The organism is Chamaesiphon sp. OTE_75_metabat_556 (assembly GCF_031378165.1).
In the GTDB taxonomy this organism is placed as follows: domain Bacteria; phylum Cyanobacteriota; class Cyanobacteriia; order Cyanobacteriales; family Chamaesiphonaceae; genus Chamaesiphon.
The window spans coordinates 1-3,295 of sequence record NZ_JANNDR010000066.1; the positions used below are offsets into that span (position 1 = coordinate 1).

Sequence of the window (3,295 nt, forward strand, 5' to 3'; positions counted from 1 at the left end):
CTCAAACTGGACGTGGAGGCGATGTCAGACTACCTTTTAAAGTAGCAATCTCCGATGAGACGTCAACCTACTCTAACTTAGATCGAACTCGAACTAAGTAACAGGGAATCCTCGTCTGTTCACAGCGAGGAGGATGTCAAAAGTGAGTTTAGCGATCGATCGAGCACATCAGTCAAAATTGCGTCGATTTGTCGATCTACCCAGGCTAGTTCGGTTTCGGTAATACAGTAGGGTGGCATCAGATCTAGCACGTTGCCTCATGGACAAAGTAAGACACCATGCGCGATCGCGCATGGTGTCCGATTTTTCTTCCCACATTATTAAGGTACCCAGCTTTGTCGTTGCTATTGATATCGATCGCCGCAATTGTCCCCATCACCCGTAATTTGTTTAAATGGGGAAGTTATTGGCTAGGTGATAGTTTGGCCGCCGCTAACTTCGACAAAATCAGCCAACCCACTCCCATTTGTCGATCGATAGCGGGGTGTCAATTGGCTGAGATTTAGTTTGCTTTCATTCTGTCATAGATCAATTGAAAACTTTCTGACGTGACGCTAAATTCACCGCGAAATGGATAGTCCATAGCTGCCATCAAAAAGACCAATAAACCGATCGTCGCGGCGGTTAAGACGATCGTCAAGTCTTGCATGAATTGTCGATCGTATACCAATAGCCACGGAATCACCAAATTCAATAAAGAACCAAAAATTACCACCAGCCATAACGTTGATGGCAAACCATTCGTGACACTTTGGAGCCGACTGCGGCGTTGGCGGATCATGTCATTGAAGGCCGCAATTGTTTCCCCATGAACGGACTTCATACTCTCGCTGACTGGCTCAAACGCATAGAGATTTTTTTGAAAAGCAGTGACTTTGGCAGTACCACCTTTAGGGACGATCCCTTTTTGCTGGGATGGCCATTCCTCGTAGATGGCATAATGTACGTACTCTTTGAGACCATTTCTGAGCAGATCCCGTGACGGATCTGGATAGAGCGAAACCGCTCGATACAACACATTAATCGAAGAAACTTCTTGATTAACATTCGTACTAATATCGGTAAATTCTTGCCAAGCTCCCACCGAAATTAGTCCTAGCGTAATCCCAAAAAATACGCCGACTGTTGCGACAGTGGCATTGATTAGCTCGTTGTACCTGCCATCATTGCCTGGAATCCGCTTGACCCACCGCCGAGTCCATCTTTGACCGATCAAGCCGATCGATACAAAAAAGCCAATCACGATCGCAGCAAACACCGTATTGGGCAGATCGTAAAGCCAAAATAAATTCATCGTAAAATTTAGCTTAAATTTTTGCTGTGACGTATCAGGAGTATTATTTTACCATTCTCCTCGACATTGCCGGATCGTTCCCAATTCCCGTTTGATGCTTGTGGCCAGATCGAGCAGAGTCGATCGGGATGCTAGGGAGATCTGCTAGGGTTTAAGCTTAACAAAATTGCGTGTTTCAGACATCATCTAAAATCGTCTAATTTTAAAGTTTACTGATAACGTCGATCGAACCTGGGATCGAAGTAGTGTTTTTTCTGGCTATTACAGGAGCCGCACAGAGTTTGGAGATTGCTAATGTCGTTGCTACCGCCCGATGCGAGGGGAATAATATGGTCGATCGATAGTTTGGTTGTTTGTCCGCAGCTTTGACACTGATGGTGATCGCGGTTGAAGACATATTCCCGCACTTCTTTGGGGAAGCTAATTCGTTTGGATTTTTCTGACATATTAATTCACAGATCCGTAGGGGCGGGTTTATGCTATTGGTTGCAATTTTACTAAAAATCTCTGCCAAACCCGCCCATCTCAGCTAGTTTTGTTCGATTCTCTTTCTGGGAGGCTCCGCCAACGATGTCATAGATGTCAATTCATTTGATAATTGACGAATTTCGTCTAGTGGAGAAGAATGAGTATCTAGTGGTTTTTCTTGGCTAGTCATAAGTTCATTATCCTCTGGTATAAACTCAAAGCATATTTTCAGTCTTCCTTTTTGCCATCCTTTTCCATCTGGCTGTAATAGCTTACAGTCAATACCATTATCAAATACATTCTCGATTGGCTCATCTTCATATTCGACGGCTGGATTTCTCTTGAGAAAAGATTCTATAAGATCTATATAATACTCTGTGGAGCGATCGGGATAGTTCTTGACTTTATGATGTAATTCACTGAGTCTTTCGATGAACGATCTTTTATCCTCTATTGGTATTCTAAGATTACGGATAAAGTCACTCATCAAAAATGTTCCGTGCGAACCAAATACATCTGACGAATTTGAGTCTAGGTATCGGACGACAGATTGTGAATCAGGAATTATTGGATTTGCTCGCTCGGTCATAATTTAATAATGATTGGATTTGTCAAGTTTGCATTTATGACGCTCTGTATTTTCTTGAGGGAGAGGGCAGGTTTGTCATAAATTTTTAGTTCGATCGATATCGATCTCATAAACCTGCCCCTACAGATCTGATTAATTTACCTCGGCTAATCCAAATGATGCTCGATCTATTTGTATATCCATATAACCTAAGTATATTCAGCTTACTTCGGGTATATTTTTCCTAATCTCATCTAGAGAAGAATTAACTAATTCTATATTTACATCAATCGTCTCTGCTGTCGAATCGAAATTATTCATACCTTTTATTTTATTAACACGCTGTCGATCAAGATCCAATATTTGTTTCAATGCTTTATTAAAAGAGCTATATGTTGCTGAGATATTTGCCTGATCGAATTCTAGCTTTCTTAGACTTTCTCCGTCAACGTCCAGATAAGAGATAATTCCATTAGTGTCATAAATGCGTATCTCTGATTTGCCTTGTTTAAGACAGAAAGCAAATTGTATGAATATTTTATTGTATTCATCATCTTCAGCACCAGTCGAGATATTAATCGGAGATTGATTCTCGCTCATGAAAAGTATATCTTCAATGGTGCTAAGAATATGGGTGAATTCAACTAAGCTAAAAGCCATTGCTAAAAATAGGGGACAGGATATATCTATAGAGTGCCCAAAAATCAGGAATAATATTCGATCGATCCTCGCAATTAAGGATCGATCGAATAATTCACAATTTAATTACTCTCCCCAACTGCCGCCAACTCTACCAGAGATTCAGTAGATTCAGTATGATCATGAACAGGTAATAATAATAAATCTGACTGACTCAATGTTGGCAACCGATGCCTGTCTAGTTGCATAGCTTCGAGACAGCCATTGATCCCCTCCACAGCCTCATTAAAAACACCGATCCGTTGCTCTACTTCTGCTAATTGGCG

General features: G+C 41.4%; 6 protein-coding genes. All 6 read right to left on the reverse strand.

Translation table 11 applies throughout. From position 1 onward, the window contains the following. Positions 1-119: 119 nt before the first annotated feature. Complete coding sequence (locus RMO27_RS03240; protein ID WP_309729038.1) at positions 120-251, reverse strand: hypothetical protein; 132 nt, start codon at positions 249-251, stop codon at positions 120-122. Positions 252-502: 251 nt separating this feature from the next. Then, positions 503-1,294, reverse strand: a complete 792-nt coding sequence (locus RMO27_RS03245; RefSeq protein WP_309729040.1) for a DUF4239 domain-containing protein — start codon at positions 1,292-1,294, stop codon at positions 503-505. Positions 1,295-1,503: 209 nt separating this feature from the next. Beyond that, complete coding sequence (locus RMO27_RS03250; RefSeq protein ID WP_309729042.1) at positions 1,504-1,740, reverse strand: HNH endonuclease; 237 nt, start codon at positions 1,738-1,740, stop codon at positions 1,504-1,506. An 83-nt stretch (positions 1,741-1,823) separates the two neighbouring features. After that, positions 1,824-2,249 carry a KGK domain-containing protein gene (locus RMO27_RS03255; RefSeq protein WP_309729044.1) on the reverse strand — a complete coding sequence of 142 codons (426 nt, stop codon included), beginning with the start codon at positions 2,247-2,249 and terminating at the stop codon, positions 1,824-1,826. Positions 2,250-2,549: 300 nt separating this feature from the next. Next, the gene (locus RMO27_RS03260) at positions 2,550-2,990 is read right to left on the reverse strand and encodes a hypothetical protein (RefSeq protein WP_309729047.1); all 441 of its coding nucleotides are present in this window, start codon (positions 2,988-2,990) and stop codon (positions 2,550-2,552) included. A 101-nt stretch (positions 2,991-3,091) separates the two neighbouring features. Continuing rightward, positions 3,092-3,295: hypothetical protein (locus RMO27_RS03265; protein WP_309729049.1), on the reverse strand; the 204-nt coding region annotated here is incomplete at its 5' end.

Bases quoted from the DNA above. Each gene is read 5' to 3' on its own strand.
- RMO27_RS03255 (WP_309729044.1), bottom strand. From the start codon at position 2,249: ATGAGTGACTTTATCCGTAATCTTAGAATACCAATAGAGGATAAAAGA.
- RMO27_RS03260 (WP_309729047.1), bottom strand. From the start codon at position 2,990: ATGGCTTTTAGCTTAGTTGAATTCACCCATATTCTTAGCACCATTGAA.
- RMO27_RS03245 (WP_309729040.1), bottom strand. From the start codon at position 1,294: ATGAATTTATTTTGGCTTTACGATCTGCCCAATACGGTGTTTGCTGCG.
- RMO27_RS03250 (WP_309729042.1), bottom strand. From the start codon at position 1,740: ATGTCAGAAAAATCCAAACGAATTAGCTTCCCCAAAGAAGTGCGGGAA.